The organism is Cellulosimicrobium funkei (assembly GCF_004519295.1).
In the GTDB taxonomy this organism is placed as follows: domain Bacteria; phylum Actinomycetota; class Actinomycetes; order Actinomycetales; family Cellulomonadaceae; genus Cellulosimicrobium; species Cellulosimicrobium funkei.
In genome coordinates this window covers 250262-266678 of record NZ_SOZH01000003.1, presented here as the reverse complement: position 1 = coordinate 266678, position 16417 = coordinate 250262, and the positions used below count along the sequence as shown (strand labels likewise).

General features: G+C 72.5%; 13 protein-coding genes. 3 read left to right on the top strand and 10 right to left on the bottom strand.

The window, feature by feature from the left end; genetic code table 11:
* Positions 1 to 185: 185 nt before the first annotated feature.
* The 7 genes from tpiA to uvrC form a co-directional block, all read right to left on the bottom strand.
* Complete coding sequence (gene tpiA / locus E1O70_RS04190) at positions 186 to 983, bottom strand: triose-phosphate isomerase (protein WP_082774458.1); 798 nt, start codon at positions 981 to 983, stop codon at positions 186 to 188.
* A 71-nt stretch (positions 984 to 1054) separates the two neighbouring features.
* Positions 1055 to 2254: a phosphoglycerate kinase gene (locus tag E1O70_RS04185; RefSeq protein ID WP_021481806.1), complete on the bottom strand. Its 1200-nt coding sequence runs from the start codon at positions 2252 to 2254 to the stop codon at positions 1055 to 1057.
* A gap of 157 nt (positions 2255 to 2411) precedes the next feature.
* Positions 2412 to 3416, bottom strand: a complete 1005-nt coding sequence (gap, locus tag E1O70_RS04180; RefSeq protein WP_061267764.1) for a type I glyceraldehyde-3-phosphate dehydrogenase — start codon at positions 3414 to 3416, stop codon at positions 2412 to 2414.
* A 363-nt stretch (positions 3417 to 3779) separates the two neighbouring features.
* Positions 3780 to 4760: a DNA-binding protein WhiA gene (gene whiA / locus E1O70_RS04175; protein WP_034655142.1), complete on the bottom strand. Its 981-nt coding sequence runs from the start codon at positions 4758 to 4760 to the stop codon at positions 3780 to 3782.
* Positions 4761 to 4898: 138 nt separating this feature from the next.
* On the bottom strand, positions 4899 to 5864 hold the full coding sequence (locus tag E1O70_RS04170) for a gluconeogenesis factor YvcK family protein (protein WP_061267783.1): 966 nt from the start codon (positions 5862 to 5864) through the stop codon (positions 4899 to 4901).
* Between the two features lie 8 nt (positions 5865 to 5872).
* Positions 5873 to 6859: an RNase adapter RapZ gene (gene rapZ, locus E1O70_RS04165; protein WP_061267763.1), complete on the bottom strand. Its 987-nt coding sequence runs from the start codon at positions 6857 to 6859 to the stop codon at positions 5873 to 5875.
* Between the two features lie 19 nt (positions 6860 to 6878).
* The gene (uvrC, locus tag E1O70_RS04160; protein WP_061267762.1) at positions 6879 to 8993 is read right to left on the bottom strand and encodes an excinuclease ABC subunit UvrC; all 2115 of its coding nucleotides are present in this window, start codon (positions 8991 to 8993) and stop codon (positions 6879 to 6881) included.
* A 133-nt stretch (positions 8994 to 9126) separates the two neighbouring features.
* On the opposite strand from uvrC, the gene E1O70_RS04155 reads away from it, so the two are divergent.
* Positions 9127 to 9612: an OsmC family protein gene (locus E1O70_RS04155; protein ID WP_061267782.1), complete on the top strand. Its 486-nt coding sequence runs from the start codon at positions 9127 to 9129 to the stop codon at positions 9610 to 9612.
* Positions 9613 to 9697: 85 nt separating this feature from the next.
* On the opposite strand, the gene uvrA is transcribed toward E1O70_RS04155, so the two are convergent.
* Complete coding sequence (gene uvrA, locus E1O70_RS04150) at positions 9698 to 12694, bottom strand: excinuclease ABC subunit UvrA (RefSeq protein ID WP_061267761.1); 2997 nt, start codon at positions 12692 to 12694, stop codon at positions 9698 to 9700.
* Positions 12695 to 12868: 174 nt separating this feature from the next.
* On the opposite strand from uvrA, the gene E1O70_RS04145 reads away from it, so the two are divergent.
* Entirely contained in the window at positions 12869 to 13576 is a 708-nt protein-coding gene (locus E1O70_RS04145; protein ID WP_043651202.1) for an MBL fold metallo-hydrolase, read from the top strand.
* A 107-nt stretch (positions 13577 to 13683) separates the two neighbouring features.
* Complete coding sequence (locus tag E1O70_RS04140) at positions 13684 to 13983, top strand: YciI family protein (RefSeq protein ID WP_061267760.1); 300 nt, start codon at positions 13684 to 13686, stop codon at positions 13981 to 13983.
* Positions 13984 to 14025: 42 nt separating this feature from the next.
* Here the strand turns inward: E1O70_RS04140 and E1O70_RS04135 are convergent, their stop codons facing one another.
* Entirely contained in the window at positions 14026 to 15159 is a 1134-nt protein-coding gene (locus tag E1O70_RS04135) for a TerC family protein (protein ID WP_082774456.1), read from the bottom strand.
* 6 nt (positions 15160 to 15165) lie between these two features.
* Entirely contained in the window at positions 15166 to 16164 is a 999-nt protein-coding gene (locus E1O70_RS04130; RefSeq protein WP_061267759.1) for a TerC family protein, read from the bottom strand.
* Positions 16165 to 16417 lie beyond the last annotated feature (253 nt).

The window sequence follows — 16417 nt, the reverse complement described above, 5'->3', positions numbered from 1 at the left end:
CCGGCCCGACCGATGTCGGGACCGACCGCACGGTTGTCGTGCACGGGCGTGACCCGCGGCACAGGGGACAAGAGTAGGCGACGCGAGGCCGCCGCGGCCAACCCCGTCCGCCGTCGTCCCCGGACGGCGGCCGACGGCCCCAGGATGCGGTCCCGGGGCCGTCGGTGCGGGGTGCGAGGCGGAGGTCAGGCGCCGGTCGCGTGCGACTGGTAGCGCGCGATCTTCGCGAACTCCTCGGGGTCGAGGCTCGCGCCGCCGACGAGCGCGCCGTCGACGTCCGGCTGCGCCATGATCGCGGCCACGTTCGACGACTTCACCGAGCCGCCGTACAGGACGCGCGTCGCGTTCGCGAGGTCCGCGTCGTAGAGGTCGCCGAGGGCGCCGCGGATCGCACCGCAGACCTCCTGGGCGTCCTCGGGCGTCGCGACCTCGCCCGTGCCGATGGCCCACACGGGCTCGTACGCGATGACGAGCGTCGCGAGCTGGGGGGCGGGGATGCCCGCGAGGGCGCCCTCGACCTGGGCGAGCGTGTAGGCGATCTGCTCGCCGGCCCTGCGCACGTCCAGGCCCTCGCCCACGCACAGGATCGGGGCGATGCCCTGACCCACGGCGGCGACGATCTTCTCGTTCACCAGGGCGTCGGTCTCGCCGTGGTACTGTCGGCGCTCCGAGTGCCCGACGGCGACGTAGCTCACGCCGAGCTTGGCCAGCATCGACGCCGAGATCTCGCCCGTGTACGCGCCCTCGGCGTGCGCCGAGACGTCCTGCGCGCCGTACTTGAGCTCGAGCTTGTCCGCGTCCACGAGCGTCTGCACCGACCGGAGGTCGGTGAACGGCGGCAGCACGGCGACCTCGACGGCCGCGTAGTCGTGCTTCGCGTCCTTCAGGGTCCACGCGAGCTTCTGCACGGTGTGGGTCGCCTGGTGGTGGTCCAGGTTCATCTTCCAGTTGCCCGCCATGAGCGGGGTGCGGGTGTTCGCCACGGGTCCTTCTTCTCTCTGTGGGGCCCGCGCCGCCCGCGGGAGCGGGCGGCGCGGAGGGGTACGGGGGGCGGTCAGCCCTCGAGGACGGAGATCCCCGGCAGGTCCTTGCCCTCGAGGAACTCGAGGCTCGCGCCGCCACCGGTCGAGATGTGGCTGAAGCCCGCCTCGTCGAAGCCGAGGATGCGGACCGCGGCGGCCGAGTCGCCGCCGCCGACGATGGTGAACGCGCCGTTCGCCGTCGCGTCGACCAGGGCCTGGGCCACGGCGCGCGTCCCGCCCGAGAACGCCTCGAACTCGAACACGCCGGCGGGGCCGTTCCAGACGACGGTCTTCGCGTCGACGATCTTGCTCGCGAAGAGCTTGGCCGACTCGGGGCCGATGTCGAGGCCGATCTTGTCGGCCGGGATCGCGTCCGCGGCGACGACCTCGTGCGGCGAGTCCGCGGCGAACGCGTCGGCCACCACGATGTCCGTCGGCAGGACGATCTCGACGCCGTTCTTCTCCGCGTCCGCGAGGTAGCCCTTGACCGTGTCGATCTGGTCCTCCTCGAGGAGGGACTTCCCGACTCCGTAGCCCTTCGCCGCGAGGAACGTGAACACCATGCCGCCGCCGATGAGCAGGCGGTCCGCCTTGGTGAGCAGGTTCGCGATGACGCCCAGCTTGTCGGAGACCTTCGAGCCGCCGAGCACGACCGCGTAGGGGCGCTGCGGGTCCTCCGTCGCCTTGCGCAGCGAGTCGACCTCCTTGAGGACGAGCTCGCCCACCGCGGACGGGAGCACCTGCGCGACGTCGTAGACCGACGCCTGCTTGCGGTGCACGACGCCGAAGCCGTCGGAGACGAAGACGTCCGCGAGCTGCGCGAGGTCGCGGGCGAGCGCCTGGCGCTCCGCGTCGTCCTTCGACGTCTCGCGCGGGTCGAACCGGATGTTCTCGAGCAGCGCGACCTCGCCGTCGCCGAGTGCGGCGACCGTCTCGCGCGCCGAGTCGCCGACGACGTCCTGCGCCAGGTGCACCGGCACGCCGAGCAGCTCGCCCAGGCGGGCCGCGACGGGCGCGAGGGAGTACTTCGGGTCCGGCTCGCCCTTGGGGCGGCCGAGGTGCGCGGTGACGATCACCTTCGCGCCCGCGTCCGTCAGCTTCTTCAGCGTCGGGAGCGCGGCGCGGATGCGCCCGTCGTCCGTGATGGTCGTCCCGTCGAGCGGGACGTTGAAGTCGGAGCGGACGAGGACGCGCTTGCCGCGCAGGTCGCCCAGGGAGTCGATGGTCTTCATGCGGTCTCCTACGGTTCTGTCGCCGTCGTGCGGGACGCCGGCCGGCAGCCGGCCCGGCCCGCACATGAGGACGTCCGCGTGCGCGTCACCGGGCGGTGCCGGGACGCGCACGCGGACGCATGGTGCTACGCAGGGCTGTGCTGCGTCAGCAGGTGGCTCAGAGCTTCTCGCCGACCAGGGCGGTCAGCGCAACGAGGCTGTTCGAGTAGCCCCACTCGTTGTCGTACCAGGAGACGACCTTGACCTGGTCGCCGATCACCTTCGTGAGCTTCGAGTCGAAGATGCTCTGGTGCGGGTTGGTGACGATGTCGCTCGACACGATCTCGTCGTCGACGTACTCGAGGATGCCCTTGAGCGGGCCGTCGGCCGCCGCCTTGAGCGCGGCGTTGACCTCGTCCACCGTGACCTCGCGCGAGGCGGTGAAGGTGAGGTCCGTCGCCGAGCCGGTGATGACCGGGACGCGCAGCGCGTAGCCGTCCAGCTTGCCCTTGAGCTCGGGCAGGACGAGCGACACGGCCTTGGCCGCACCCGTCGAGGTCGGGACGATGTTCTGCGCGGCGGCGCGGGCACGACGCAGGTCGCGGTGCGGGCCGTCCTGGAGGTTCTGGTCACCCGTGTAGGCGTGGATCGTGGTCATGAGACCACGCTCGATGCCGATCGAGTCGTTGAGCGCCTTGGCCAGCGGGGCGAGGCAGTTCGTGGTGCACGACGCGTTCGAGATGATGTGGTGCGCGGCCGGGTCGTACTGGTCCGAGTTGACGCCCATGACGAACGTGGCGTCCTCGTTCTTGGCCGGGGCCGAGATGATGACCTTCTTGGCGCCGGCGTCGATGTGCGCCTTCGCCTTGGTCGCGTCGGTGAAGAAGCCGGTCGACTCGATGACGATGTCGGCGCCCAGCTCGCCCCAGGGGAGGTTCGCGGGGTCGCGCTCCGCGAGCGCACGGATCTTCTTGCCGTCGACGATGATGTTGTCGTCGTCGAAGTCCACGCTCAGCGGGAAACGGCCGAGGACCGTGTCGTACTTGAGCAGGTGCGCGAGCGTCTTGTTGTCCGTGAGGTCGTTGACGCCCACGATCTCGATGTCGGCGCCCGACTCGACGATGGCGCGGTAGAAGTTCCGTCCGATACGACCGAAGCCGTTGATACCGACGCGGATGGTCACAATGCCCTCCTCAGGGCGCGCCGGTTGTCCCGACGCACACGGTTGATGCCGAACGATCACGTACGCCGTCGTACGCAGGTGGTGATCGCGCCCGTGCCCCGCTGCCCGGATCCCGGCACAGCACCCTCCGTGCTCGTGGACCGTCACGGCGACAGCCGGGACCACCCACGCCCACGAGGGGTGTCAGCGAAGGAGCACGTCGTTGTCACCTGACACTGACGAGCCTATACCAACACCACTCCGTCATGTGACCTGAATCCCATGCTTCGGGACCATCGTCCCGCTGGTGCGTGACGTCCAGGGGGCGGGCGCCGCCGCGCCCGGCTCGCCGGCACACGGGGTTCGGACGGCCGCCCGCGCTCCTCAGAGGTCGAGCAGCTCGGGGCTCAGCCCTGCCTCCGTGTCCGGGATGCCGAGCTCGGCCGCGCGCTTGTCGGCCGTGGACAGCAGGCGGCGGATGCGCCCCGCGACCGCGTCCTTGGTGAGCGGCGGGTCGGCGAGCTGGCCGAGCTCCTCGAGCGACGCCTGCTTGTGCGCGAGACGCAGCTCGCCCGCCTCGCGGAGGTGCTCCGGCAGGTCCGGGCCCAGGATCTCGAAAGCCCGCTCGACCCGGGCGCCCGCGGCGACGGCGGCGCGCGCCGATCGACGCAGGTTGGCGTCGTCGAAGTTGGCGAGCCGGTTCGCCGTGCCGCGCACCTCACGCCGCGCACGACGCTCCTCCCACACGAGGACCGCCTCGTGCGCGCCGAGGCGCGTCAGGAGCGCGCTGATCGCGTCGCCGTCCCGGATCACCACGCGGTCGATGCCGCGGACCTCGCGCGACTTGGCGGACACCCCGAGGCGCCGCGCCGCGCCGACGAGCGCGAGGGCGGCCTCCGGACCGGGGCACGTGATCTCGAGGGCCGACGAGCGCCCGGGCTCCGTGAGCGACCCGTGGGCGAGGAAGGCGCCGCGCCACGCGGCCTCGGCCTCCTCCACGCCGCCGGAGACGACCTGCGGCGGCAGCCCGCGCACGGGCCGGCCGCGCTGGTCGAGGAGGCCGGTCTGACGGGCCAGGGACTCGCCGTCGCGCACGACCCGCACGACGTACCGGCTGCTCTTGCGCAGGCCCCCGGCGGACACCACGATCAGCTCGCTCGTGTGCCCGTAGACGTCCGCGATGGTCTCCCGGAGGCGGCGCGCGGCGATGGCGGTGTCGAGCTCGGCCTCGATGACCACACGACCCGAGATGAGGTGCAGGCCGCCGGAGAATCGGAGCATCGCGGACACCTCCGCCTTGCGGCACGAGGTCTTGTCCACCCGCAGTCGTGCCAGCTCGTCCTTCACCTGTGCCGTGAGCGCCATGCGGGACATCCTGCCACCGATGGGAGCGTGTCGCGGCGGCGTCCCGGAGCGCGGGGGCGGTCCCCGCGGTGTCCGGCGAGCACCCGGGCCAGGCCCCTCACGCACGCGCCCGCGAGGGGCGCAGGAGGCGTCGAGGTCTCAGCGGGCGGGCGAGCCGACGTCGCCGAGGACGTCGTCGAACACGTCCCGGTAGGCGGCCGCGAGGCGCAGCGCGTCGTGCCGCGGCGTGCCGTCCCCCCGGCGGACCTGGCGCAGCAGGAGCCGGGCGCCCATGCGCGCCGCGGCCTCCGCGAGCTGCTCGGTGTCCTCGACGGCGGACGGGTCGGCCACGACGGCGTCGATCCGCAGCTCCGGCGCGTGCTTGTGCAGCACCTCCAGGTGTTCCGTCGCGGTGAGACCGAACGTCTCCCCCGTCTCGCTCGACAGGTTGAGCGTGACGCACCGGCGTGCCGAGGTCTCGTGCAGGGCTCGCGCGAGCTCGGGCACGAGCAGGTGCGGCATCACCGACGAGAACCACGACCCGGGGCCGAGCACGACCCAGTCCGCCTCCTCGACGGCCCGCACCGCCTCCAGGCACGCGGGCGGGTCGGCGGGCACGAGCCGGAGCTGCTCGATGCGGTCGTGGGTGACCGCGACGCGGCTCTGCCCGACGACCGTCTCGAGCCGGCCATCCGCCCAGACGTCCGCCTCGATCCGGAGCGGCACCGCCGCCATGGGGAGCACGCGCCCCCGCGCCCCGAGGAGCTTGCCGACCCAGTCGAGACCGGCCACCGGGTCGTCGAGCAGCTCCCACAGCGCGACGATGAGCAGGTTGCCCACCGCGTGGTTGTCGAGGTCGCCCTGCGACGTGAACCGGTGCTGCAGGAGCGCGCTCCACGTGCGGCCCCACTCGGAGTCGTCGCACAGGGCCGCGAGCGCCATGCGCAGGTCTCCCGGCGGCAGGACGCCGAGCTCCTCGCGCAGGCGTCCCGAGGAGCCGCCGTCGTCGGCGACGGTGACGACCGCCGTGAGGCGGTCGGACATGAGCCGCAGTGCCGACAGGCTCGCGGAGAGCCCGTGGCCGCCGCCCAGGGCGACGACGGCGGGGTTGCGCAGGTTGACCACGGCGCCGGTCACTCCTTGCCGAGGTCGCGGGCCGTGACGATGACGCGCTGCCCCTGGGCGCGCAGGCGTGCGGCTATCGCCTCGCTGATCGCGACGGACCGGTGCTTGCCGCCCGTGCAGCCGACGGCGATGGTCACGTACCGCTTCTCCTCCCCCAGGTAGCCGGCCAGCACGGGCTCGAGCGCGTTCACGTACCGGTCGACGAACTCGAGCGCGCCGGGGCGCCCGAGCACGTAGTCGCGAACGGGCGCGTCCCGGCCGGTGAGGTGGCGCAGCTCGGTGATCCAGTAGGGGTTGGCGAGGAACCGCACGTCGACCACGTGGTCCGCGTCGAGCGGCAGCCCGTACTTGAACCCGAACGAGACGACGTTGATGCGCAGCGTCTCCGGCGTTCCGTCGGCGACGGCGGCGCGCACCTCGCGCGCGAGGTCGTGCACGGTGAGCTCGGACGTGTCGATGACGACGTCGGACCGCTCCTCCAGGCTCGCGAGCAGACGGCGCTCCTCGCCGAGACCGTCGAGGATGCGCCCCTCCCCTTGCAGCGGGTGCGGGCGCCGGACCTGCTCGTAGCGCCGCACGAGCACCTCGTCGGACGCGTCGAGGAACAGGATGCGGTAGAACACGCCGCTCTGGCGCAGGTGGTCGAGCACCTCGACGAGGTCGGTGAAGAACTCGCGCCCGCGCACGTCGACGACGGCCGCGATGCGCTCGAGCGTCGAGCCGGACCGAGTCATGAGGTCCACGAGCGGGACGATCATGCGCGGCGGCAGGTTGTCGACGACGTACCAGTCGAGGTCCTCCAGCACGGCGGCGGCCCGGGTGCGGCCGGCACCCGACATGCCCGTGATGATGAGCACCTCGGCCTCGCTCGGCTCGGGGGCGTGGGTCGCGGCCTCGATCGCGGGGATGCCGCTGGGGACGGTGGTCGGGGAGGGCTCCGGCACGCGGGCGGGCTGGCCCTGCGGGCTGAGGTCCGGGGTCGGCTCCGAGGTCATGCCCCCAGCATGCCAGCCGTCACGCGCGGGCCGCGGCCTCGTCCTGCGCCGGAGTGTCCTGCGAGGGCCGGTCGTCCGTGGTCCCGCCGCCGAGCGCCGCGACGACGGCCTGCGCCGTCCGCTCGCCCATGCCGCGGACGCTCGCGATCTCCTCGACGCTCGCGGCGCGCAGCCGCTTGAGGGAGCCGAAGTGCTTGAGCAGCGCGGTGCGTCGCGCCGGGCCGAGGCCGGGGACGTCGTCGAGCGCCGAGGCCGTCATGCCCTTGCTGCGCTGCCTGCGGTGCTGGGCGATCGCGAAGCGGTGCGCCTCGTCGCGGACGCGCTGGAGCAGGTACAGGCCCTCGGAGGAACGCTGGAGGATGACGGGGTACTCCTCCCCCGGCAGCCAGACCTCCTCGAGCCGCTTGGCGAGGCCGCACAGCGCGACGTCGTCGATGCCGAGGTCGGCCAGGGCGCGCGCTGCGGCGGCGACCTGCGGCGGCCCGCCGTCGACGACGACGAGGTTCGGCGGGTACGCGAAGCGCGCGCGCCGGTCCACGGGGGCGTCGGGGTCGACCTCGCCGCTGCGCGGCACGTAGCCCGCCGCCTCCGCGGCACGCTCCGCCCGGCGCGCCGCGGCGTCGGACCCGTCGGCGACGTCGTCGGCCTCGAGGTCCAGCTCGACCTCGCCCGAGCGCGAGCGGTCGGACAGGTAGCGCTTGAAGCGGCGCGAGATCACCTCGTACATCGCCGCCGTGTCGTCGGCCGCGCCGTCACCGTCCGGGCCGCGGACCGTGAAGTGCCGGTACTCGCTCTTGCGCGCGAGCCCGTCCTCGAAGACCACCATCGAGGCGACCTGGTACGTGCCCTGGTTGTGCGAGACGTCGTAGCACTCGATGCGCAGCGGCGCCGTCTCGAGCTCGAGCGCCTCCTGGATCTCGCGCAGCGCCTGGCTGCGGGTCGTGAGGTCGCCCGCGCGCCGCGTGCGGTGCAGCGCGAGCGCGTGCTCCGCGTTGGCGCGGACCGTCGCGGCGAGCTCCTTCTTGTCGCCGCGCTGCGGCACCCGGACGTCGACCCGCGCGCCCCGCAGTCCGGAGAGCCACGTGGTGACCTGGTCGGTGTCCGGCGGCAGGACGGGGACGAGGACCTCGCGCGGCACGGCGTCGCGCGCGAGGTCGCGCCCGGCGCGCGTCCCGGCGTCCGCCGCCACGGCCTCCTCCGCCGCGCCGTACACCTGCTGGAGCAGGTGCTCGACGAGCTCGGCGTCCGTGACGTCCTCGACCTTCTCGACGATCCAGCCGCGCTGACCCCGGATGCGACCGCCGCGCACGTGGAACACCTGGACGGCCGCCTCGAGCTCGTCGCCCACGAGCGCGAACACGTCCGCGTCGGTGCCGTCGCCGAGGACGACCGCGTTCTTCTCCGTCGCGCGCTGGAGCGCGGCGATGTCGTCGCGCAGGCGTGCCGCGGCCTCGTACTCCATCGCGGCTGCGGCCTCGTTCATCTTGCGCTCGAGCCGGCGCACGAACCGCTGCGTGTCGCCCGCCATGAAGTCGCAGAAGTCCTCGGCGAGCGCCTTGTGGTCCTCGGGCGTGATGCGCCCGACGCACGGCGCCGAGCACTTGTCGATGTAGCCGAGCAGGCACGGCCGGCCCGTCTGGTGGGCGCGCTTGAAGACCCCCGCCGAGCACGTGCGCACGGGGAACACCCGCAGCAGGAGGTCGAGCGTCTCGCGGATCGCCCACGCGTGGCCGTAGGGCCCGAAGTACCGCGTGCCGGGCCGCTTCGCGCCGCGCATCACCTGGGCGCGCGGGAACTCCTCGCCCATGGTCACCGCGAGGTACGGGTACGACTTGTCGTCGCGGTACTTGACGTTGAACCGCGGGTCGAACTCCTTGATCCACGTGTACTCGAGCGCGAGCGCCTCGACCTCGGTGCCGACGACCGTCCACTCGACCGACGCGGCCGTCGTGACCATCGTCTGGGTGCGGTGGTGCAGGTTCGCGACGTCCTGGAAGTAGTTCGACAGGCGCGCGCGCAGGTTCTTGGCCTTGCCGACGTAGATCACACGGCCGTGCTCGTCGCGGAACCGGTAGACGCCCGGCGAGGTGGGGATCTCCCCCGGCGCAGGGCGGTACGTCGCGGGATCTGCCATGTTCTCCAGCCTAGGTCAGGCCACCGACGCCGGTGGCTCGGGTGTGGGGCGACGCGGGGACGCGGGACGACGGACGCGGTGGCGCGGGGACGGCGCCGTGTGACGCGCGTCACCGGCCGTTAGGGTGGCGGCCATGAGCGCACAGCACGGCTACGCCGCGACGACCCGCTGGACCGGCGCGGGCGACCGCGGCACCGCGTCCTACACCGCCTACAGCCGCGACCACGAGGTGCTCCTCGACGGGAGGCCGCCGCTGCCTGGCTCCGCGGACCCGGCGTTCCGCGGCGACCCGACCCGGTACAGCCCCGAGGAGCTGTTCCTCGCGAGCCTGTCGCAGTGCCACATGCTGTGGTTCCTCCACCTCGCGGCGGCGGCGGGCGTCGTCGTGCGCGAGTACGTCGACGACGCGACCGGCACCATGCGGGTCGAGTCCGGGGGCGAGGGCCAGTTCACGGACGTCACGCTGCACCCGCGCGTGGTGGTCGACGACGGACCCGGCACGGACGAGGCGGCGCTGGCGGCCCTCCACCAGCGCGCGCACGACCACTGCTTCATCGCGCGCTCGGTGAACTTCCGCGTGCTCGTCGAGCCGCCGCCCGCCCGGCGCGCCGCCGCCTGACGCCGGGCGCGGCGAGCACGCGGCGAGCGCCGAGCACGCCGCGCGGGTGCGGGCCTGGTCGACCCGCACCCGTGCCACTCCGTGGCTAGGCCGCAGACGCCTTGCGGCGCCCCGTCTTCGGCTTCTCGTCGGTCGCCCGGCGCGCCGCCGCGGACCGGCCCTTCGTCGATTTGGCGGCCTTCGCCGCAGGCGCCGACACACCGGAGGACGCCGACGGCGCGGGCCCGACGGGCACGGGGTCGTGCCCCTCGAGGATCTCCGCGAGGAAGCGCCCGGTGTGGCTCGCCTCCACGCGCGCGACCTGCTCGGGCGTCCCCTGCGCGACGACCTTGCCGCCGCCGGAGCCTCCCTCGGGTCCCATGTCGACGACCCAGTCCGCGCTCTTGATGACGTCGAGGTTGTGCTCGATGACGAGGACGCTGTTGCCCTTGTCGACCAGCGACTGGAGCACGCCGAGCAGCTTGCGGATGTCCTCGAAGTGCAGGCCCGTCGTCGGCTCGTCGAGCACGTAGATCGTGCGGCCCGTCGAGCGCTTCTGCAGCTCGCTCGCGAGCTTGACGCGCTGCGCCTCGCCGCCCGAGAGCGTCGGGGCCGGCTGCCCGAGCCGGACGTAGCCCAGCCCGACCTCGACGAGCGTCTTGAGGTGCCGCGAGATCGCGGGCACGGCCGCGAAGAACTCGGACGCCTCCTCGATCGGCATGTCGAGCACGTCCGCGACGGTCTTGCCCTTGAAGTGCACCTCGAGCGTCTCGCGGTTGTAGCGCGCGCCGTGGCACACCTCGCACGGCACGTAGACGTCCGGGAGGAAGTTCATCTCGATCTTCAGCGTGCCGTCGCCCGAGCACGCCTCGCAGCGGCCGCCCTTGACGTTGAACGAGAACCGGCCCGGCGTGTACCCGCGCACCTTGGCCTCGGTCGTCTCCGCGAACAGCTTGCGCACGTGGTCCCACACGCCGGTGTACGTCGCGGGGTTCGACCGCGGCGTGCGCCCGATCGGGCCCTGGTCCACGTGCACGACCTTGTCGAGGTGCTCGAGGCCGGTGACGCGCGTGTGGCGGCCCGCGACCTGCCGGGCCCCGTTGAGCTCGTTGGCGAGCACGGTGTAGAGGATCGAGTTCACGAGCGTGGACTTGCCGGAGCCGGAGACGCCCGTGACCGCGGTGAACGTGCCGAGCGGGAAGCTCACGTCGATGCCCGTGAGGTTGTGCTCGCGCGCGCCGACCACCTTGATCTGACGGCCCGGGTCCGTCGGGCGCCGCTGCGCCGGCAGCGGGATGCTGCGACGCCCCGACAGGTACGCGCCCGTGACGGACTCCGGCGCCTCGAGCAGGCCCGCGTAGTCGCCCGAGTGCACGACGCGCCCCCCGTGCTCCCCCGCGCCCGGGCCGATGTCGACGACCCAGTCCGCGGTGCGGATGGTGTCCTCGTCGTGCTCGACGACGATGAGCGTGTTCCCGAGGTCGCGCAGGCGCGTGAGCGTCTCGATGAGCCGACGGTTGTCGCGCTGGTGCAGGCCGATGCTCGGCTCGTCCAGCACGTAGAGCACGCCGACCAGGCCCGAGCCGATCTGCGTCGCGAGCCGGATGCGCTGCGCCTCCCCGCCCGAGAGCGTCGCGGCCGGTCGCTCGAGCGAGAGGTAGTCGAGGCCGACGTCGAGCAGGAACCCGAGGCGCGCGTCGATCTCCTTGAGGACCTCGGTCGCGATGGCGCGCTCGCGCGCTCCCAGCTCGAGCGACCCGAGGAACGCCGCGGCCTCGCGCAGGGGCAGGCGGCACACGTCCCAGATGGACCTGCCGCCGACCTTGACCGCGAGCACCTCCGGCTTGAGCCGGGCCCCCTGGCACACGGGGCACGGGACCTCGCGCATGAAGGCCTCGTACTTCTCCTTCGACCAGTCCGACTCGGTCTCGGTGTGCCGGCGCTCGAGGAAGGTGATGACGCCCTCGAAGCCGGTCGAGTACTGCCGCTCACGGCCCCAGCGGTTCTTGTACCGCACGTGCACCTGGTGGTTCTGGCCGTGGAGCACGGCCTTCTTCGCGCGCTCGGGCAGTGCGCGCCACGGCGTGTCCATGGAGAAGCCCAGGTCGTCCGCGAGCGCCGTGAGGACGCGCTCGAAGTACTCCGACGAGATCTGCGCCCACGGCGCGACCGCGCCCTCGCGCAGCGACTTCTCGTCGTCCGGCACCACGAGGTCCGGGTCCACCTCGAGGCGGAACCCGATGCCCGTGCACTCCGGGCACGCGCCGTACGGGGCGTTGAAGGAGAACGTGCGCGGCTCGATCTCGTCGAGCGCGAGCTCGTGGTCGTTCGGGCACGCGCGCTTCTCCGAGAAACGGCGCTCCCGGGCCGGGTCGTCCGCGTCCGCGTCGACGAGCTCGACGACGACGAGCCCGCCCGCGAGCCCGAGGGCCGTCTCGACCGAGTCGGTGAGCCGGCGCTGGACGCCCTCGCGCGCGACGAGGCGGTCGACGACCACCTCGATGTCGTGCTTGAGCTTCTTCTCGAGCGCCGGGACGTCCGTGAGGGTGCGCACCTCGCCGTCGACGCGGGCGCGGGCGAAGCCCTTGGTCTGCAGCTCCTTGAAGAGCTCGGAGTACTCGCCCTTGCGGCCGCGCACGACCGGGGCGAGGACCTGGTAGCGCGTGCCCTCGGGCAGCTCGAGGAGGCGGTCGACGATCTGCTGCGGGGTCTGCGCGGTGACGCGCTCGCCGCACACCGGGCAGTGCTGCGTCCCGGCGCGCGAGAACAGCAGGCGCAGGTAGTCGTAGACCTCGGTGATGGTGCCGACGGTCGAGCGAGGGTTGCGGTTCGTGGACTTCTGGTCGATCGAGACCGCGGGCGACAGGCCCTCGATGAAGTCGACGTCCGGCTTGTCCATCTGGCCGAGGAACTGGCGCGCGTACGCGGACAGCGACTCGACGTACCGGCGCTGCCCCTCCGCGAAGATGGTGTCGAAGGCGAGCGACGACTTGCCCGAGCCGGAGAGCCCCGTGAAGACGATGAGCTTGTCGCGCGGGAGGTCGAGGTCGACGTTGCGCAGGTTGTGCTCGCGGGCACCGGAGATGACGAGGCGATTGCTCACCGCAGCATCGTACGGCGGACCACCCACACTCGCACAGGTGTTCGACGTCACCTCCGCACGGCACCCGGCGAACGCACACGAGCGCCCCACGTCCGGGCTCTCCGCCGTGACCCGGGTCACCGCGGCCGGGGTCGCGGCGCGCTGCCCGCCGCGAGCGGACGGCACACTGGGCGCATGACGTACACCGGACAGGTCGCCGTCGGCGGCCCGCACGACCTGCGACGCCTCGACGAGGTCGAGATCCGCAAGCTCGCCGTCGGGCCGCTCGCCAACGACGTCTATCTCCTCACGTGCCGGCGCACCGGCGCCCAGCTCCTCGTCGACGCCGCCGACGCGCCCGACGACGTGCTCGGCCTCGTGCGGGCGGGCTCGCCGTCGGGACGGCTCGACGGCGTCGTCACGACGCACCGGCACGCCGACCATCTCCGGGCGCTCGCGCCGGTCGTCGGTGCGACGGGCGCGTGGTCGGCTGCCGGCGAGCCCGACGCGGACGCGGTCGCCGCGGCGTCCGGCGTACCCGTCGAGCGCCGCCTACGCCACGGGGACGTACTGCGGGTGGGCGCGATCGACCTCGAGGTCGTGGCGCTGCGCGGGCACACGCCGGGATCCGTCGCCCTCGCCTACCGCGAGCCGGACGACGTCGCCGAGCCCGAGGCCGCGCCCGGCCGGGTGCACCTGTTCACCGGGGACTCGCTCTTCCCCGGCGGGGTCGGGAACACCGACCGCGACCCGGCGCGGTTCGCGAGCCTGCTGTCCGACGTCGTCGAGCGGGTCTTCGACCGGTTCGACGACGCCACGTGGGCCTATCCCGGTCACGGCGCCGACACGACGCTCGGTGCCGAGCGGCCGCACCTCGCCGAGTGGCGTGAGCGGGGCTGGTAGCGCGTGGCCGGTGGCGCGGGACCGGTAGCGGGCGGCAGGCAGCACGGGGCGCAGCCGAGGCGCGGACCCCGCCCCGCGCCGTCGGGCCGGCCTGGTTCACTGGTTCCATGCCGATCCACGCCGTCACCTACGTCTACGCCGACCGCAGCGCCGAGCTCGACGCCCTGCGACCCGAGCACCGCGCGTTCCTCGCCGACCTCCACACCCGGGGCACGCTGCTCGCCTCCGGTCCGCTTCCCGCCCACGAGGACGCGCCCGCCGGAGCGCTGCTCGTCCTCGACGGGGAGACGCCCGATGCCGTCGCCGCGGTCCTCGACGAGGACCCCTTCGCGCGCGCCGGGCTGGTCGCACAGCGCGCGGTCCGCCCGTGGTCGCCGGTGATCGGCGACTGGGCGGACCGCGTCTGAGCCGGGCCGCGCGCTCGCCGGCACCGCCCTCCTGGCCGGGCGCTAGCGCGCGGCGCCCCCACGAGGGACCCCGCCGCTCTGCGGCGGGGTCTCCCCCGCGGCGGGCGCCTCGTCGGTCACGGTCTCCGTGGCGTCCTCCGTGACGTCCTCCGTGGACGACGCCGCGGTCCCGGGCTCCTCGCCGTCCGCCGGCTCGCTCCGTGCGTGCAGCGCACGGGTGCGCAGCAGGCTCGCGACGGTCGTGACCGCGAGCGCCCCGACGATCACCACGAGCGAGAGCCAGATGGGGACCGTCGGCACCGCCTCGAGGTGCTCGCCGCCGTTGATGAACGGCAGCGTGTTCTCGTGCAGCGCCTCGAGGATGAGCTTGACGCCGATGAACCCGAGGATGACGGCCAGGCCGATCGGCAGGTAGACCAGCCGCTCGAGCAGACCGCCCAGCAGGAAGTAGAGCTGGCGCAGCCCCATGAGGGCGAAGACGTTCGTCGTGAAGACGATGAACGGGTCCTGCGTGAGCCCGAAGATGGCCGGGATGGAGTCGAACGCGAACAGCAGGTCGGTGCTGCCGATCGCGAGGAACACGACGACGAGCGGCGTGAACACCCGCTTGCCGTCCTCGACCGTGCGCAGCCGGCCGCCGTCGTACCGGGTGCCGAGCGGCAGGACCCGGCGCAGCGCCCGGACGGCGCGGTTCTCGTGGTACTCCTCGGGCTCGTCGCCGCCCGCCACGAGCTTGATCGCCGTGTACACGAGGAACGCGCCGAACAGGTAGAACACCCAGACGAACTGCGAGATGATCGCCGCGCCCGCCAGGATGAACCCTCCCCGCAGGACGAGCGCGACGATGATCCCGACCATGAGGACGCGCTGCTGCTGCTCCCGCGGGACCGCGAAGCGCGCCATGATGATGACGAACACGAACAGGTTGTCCACCGAAAGGCTGTACTCGGTGAGCCACCCGGCGTAGAACTCCCCGGCCGGTGCCGCGCCCCCCACCGCTCCGACGACCGCCCCGAAGACGAGCGCGAGCGCGACGTAGAACCCGACCCACAGCGCGCTCTCGCGCATGGACGGGACGTGCGGCCGGCGCCCGACGACGAACAGGTCGACGAGGAGCAGGACGGCGAGCGCCGACAGCGACGCCCACTCGAACCAGACGGGAAGTTCGTGAACCATCGGTGGTTAGCCCTCCGAGATCTCGGCCTCGCGTCGACGGTCGGCGCGGTCCTTGGCAAGGCTCGCGACCGTGGTGATCGTGAGCACGACGACGATGAACCCGAGGGACAGGGCGGTCGGGATCTCCGGGATGACGGTGATGTGCTCACCGCCGTTGATGAACGGCACCTCGTTCTTGTGCAGCGCGTGGATGAGCAGCTTCACGCCGATGAAGCCGAGGATCGCGGCGAGGCCGTAGGCGAGGTAGACGAGGCGGTCCAGCAGGCCGTCGATGAGGAAGTAGAGCTGGCGCAGGCCGAGCAGCGAGAACGCGTTGGCCGCGAACACGAGGTACGTCTCCTGCGTGAGGCCGAAGATCGCGGGGATCGAGTCGACGGCGAACAGCAGGTCGGCGCTGCCGATCGCGATCATGACGATGAGCATCGGGGTGATGAAGCGCTTCCCGTCGATCTTGGTCGTCATCTTGTCCTCGACGTACGTCTCCGTCGTCGGGAACAGGCGGCGGGTCAGCTTGAGCGCGCCGTTCTCGTGAAACTCCTCGTCGTGACCGGAGCCCGCCTTCACCTGCGTCCACGCGGTGTACAGCAGGAACGCGCCGAAGACGTAGAAGATCCAGCTGAAGTTCTCGATGAGGGCGGCGCCCAGGAGGATGAAGACCGTCCGCAGGACGAGCGCGATCGTGATGCCGATCAGCAGCACCTTCTGCTGGTACAGCCGCGGGACGCGGAAGCTCGTCATGATGAGCACGAAGACGAAGAGGTTGTCGACCGACAGGCTCTTCTCGGTGATGTAGCCGGCGAAGTACTCGCCGCCGTACGTCGAGCCCCAGACGGCCCAGACGATGCCGCCGAACAGCACCGCGACGGCGACGTAGCCCGCGGACCACCAGCTGGCCTCGCGCAGGCTCGGGGCGTGCGGCGTGCGCACGTGGCCGACGTAGTCGACGGCGAGCATCGCGAGGATCACGCCGATGGTGACGAGCCAGGCCCAGACGGGGACGTCCATGCAGAAACCTCCGGTACGTAGCACTGAGTACCGAAGGTCTCTTCCGCCACGCACCGCCATGCGCGCGCGTCCGAGACGCGGGCTGGTGGTTGCGGGACCGGTGACACCGGGCCGACGACTGCGCCGACCGTGATGACGACATCACCGTGTGGGAATACTCCCCCTCGCTGAGGAGCCAGCATAGGCCATCGCTCCTGCACGCGTGACAACACCACGCCACCGTGGACTGTTCCGCGGGCGCGCCCGCGGCGAC

Excerpts from the sequence above, each read along its gene's own strand:
- E1O70_RS04185 (WP_021481806.1), bottom strand. The coding sequence starts at position 2,254 with ATGAAGACCATCGACTCCCTGGGCGACCTGCGCGGCAAGCGCGTCCTC.
- whiA (WP_034655142.1), bottom strand. The coding sequence starts at position 4,760 with ATGGCGCTCACGGCACAGGTGAAGGACGAGCTGGCACGACTGCGGGTG.
- rapZ (WP_061267763.1), bottom strand. The coding sequence starts at position 6,859 with ATGACCTCGGAGCCGACCCCGGACCTCAGCCCGCAGGGCCAGCCCGCC.
- uvrC (WP_061267762.1), bottom strand. The coding sequence starts at position 8,993 with ATGGCAGATCCCGCGACGTACCGCCCTGCGCCGGGGGAGATCCCCACC.
- E1O70_RS04155 (WP_061267782.1), top strand. The coding sequence starts at position 9,127 with ATGAGCGCACAGCACGGCTACGCCGCGACGACCCGCTGGACCGGCGCG.
- E1O70_RS04145 (WP_043651202.1), top strand. The coding sequence starts at position 12,869 with ATGACGTACACCGGACAGGTCGCCGTCGGCGGCCCGCACGACCTGCGA.
- E1O70_RS04140 (WP_061267760.1), top strand. The coding sequence starts at position 13,684 with ATGCCGATCCACGCCGTCACCTACGTCTACGCCGACCGCAGCGCCGAG.
- E1O70_RS04135 (WP_082774456.1), bottom strand. The coding sequence starts at position 15,159 with ATGGTTCACGAACTTCCCGTCTGGTTCGAGTGGGCGTCGCTGTCGGCG.
- E1O70_RS04130 (WP_061267759.1), bottom strand. The coding sequence starts at position 16,164 with ATGGACGTCCCCGTCTGGGCCTGGCTCGTCACCATCGGCGTGATCCTC.